The organism is Halopenitus sp. H-Gu1 (assembly GCF_041821145.1).
Classification (GTDB): Archaea; Halobacteriota; Halobacteria; order Halobacteriales; family Haloferacaceae; genus Halopenitus.
The window spans coordinates 1-1324 of sequence record NZ_JBGUBC010000059.1 but is presented as its reverse complement, the minus strand read 5'-3'; the positions used below and the strand labels follow the sequence as shown (position 1 = coordinate 1324).

Here is a 1324-nt window from a genome sequence, read left to right as displayed (position 1 = left end):
GGGCCGAGCAGGGCGGGGTAGTTCACTGAGGATGAGACGCGACTGCTGTCGGATATCGAGCGACTACTTGACCGGCTTGTTCCGCGCGGCGAGAAATACGACCACGACGAAATCGACGACAACGCAGATGCACATTTGCGCGCCACCCTTCTCGGCGAAAGCGTATCGGTTCCGATCGTAGACAACGACCTCGCGTTAGGAACGTGGCAATCGATTCTGTTCATCGAGTGCGATGGGTCGCGAACGCGCCGCCTCCAGGTCACGACCATACCGAGTCGCTACCCAGACGAGCCCAAACAAGCCGATTCATCGTGATGAATTCGCGTTCTGTATTCAACACTCACATCTTGACGGAAATATGGTAGAACAGCACTAGCGACAATACCTCGCTCCTCGGCTTGTAGCGAATTCAGTCGTGAAACGTACGGTTTCTTGGGACACTCAGTTTGAAGTGTTACTGAAAATAATGATGGACTAACACATGCAGTTGCACGACCTCATCGACAGAAGCTGGAACAGCTACGAACGAAAACGGTTCATCAAAGACGACACGAAAGCAGAAACTGACAACTTCGACCCTGAAGCATTCAAACACGATGGTTTCAGCGATCGGCAGACATACCTCGAAACGTACGTCCCCGCACTTGCTGATGAAACACGAGTTACTAAAGAACTCAATGACTTCACGCCCCCACGTATCACAGCGATCAACGACTCGCCCTATCAGGCGCTTGTTATCCGATACGGGATTCTCCGCCAACTCATCCAGCAGCCGGACTACAGTATGGAAAAAGAACAGCTACTGGATGCTGTTCAGGACTGGCAGCGCGTCCTCCTCGAAGACTACGATACCGATGCGTTTCCTGAGACGGACGAACTGCTACATCTCGCGCAAGCAGCCGTCGACTACAAAAACCAAGTCGACGACTCGGAACTCCATATGGTGTATAGCTATTTTGAGCTCCACAATCGAGCCACCGACAGCAGACACGAATACTATACCTGGCTTGACTTTTTCGAACGTCTCTCTGCGATCGGACGGTTCCCGAAAGTGTCGCGATCCGACAGTCCAGAACACGCACTCGACACCATCGAGAAGGGACTGTGGTCACTCCAAGAGCAAGCGCTCATATACGAGGTTAATGATCCGGACTACGATGAGCTCGTTGGCATCCCTGAGGACTACATTGATGTCGTCCGGGACTGGCTGTACTACGAGATGTCCGACGAGAACTTCCGCCGGATGCTCGAAACACTCGACCCATTCGACCGCCAATCCGTGTTGATCGAAGCGCGCGAGGCGTTCGGCGTCGAAGGGAAAAAC

At 53.1% G+C, this 1324-nt stretch carries 2 pseudogenes; both read left to right on the top strand.

Annotation, left to right across the window (positions count from 1 at the left end):
• Nucleotides 1-27: 27 nt before the first annotated feature.
• Nucleotides 28-315: pseudogene (locus ACERIT_RS16120) on the top strand (secondary thiamine-phosphate synthase enzyme YjbQ); the annotation flags it as partial.
• 166 nt (nt 316-481) lie between these two features.
• A pseudogene (locus ACERIT_RS16115) lies at nt 482-1324 on the top strand (hypothetical protein); the annotation flags it as partial.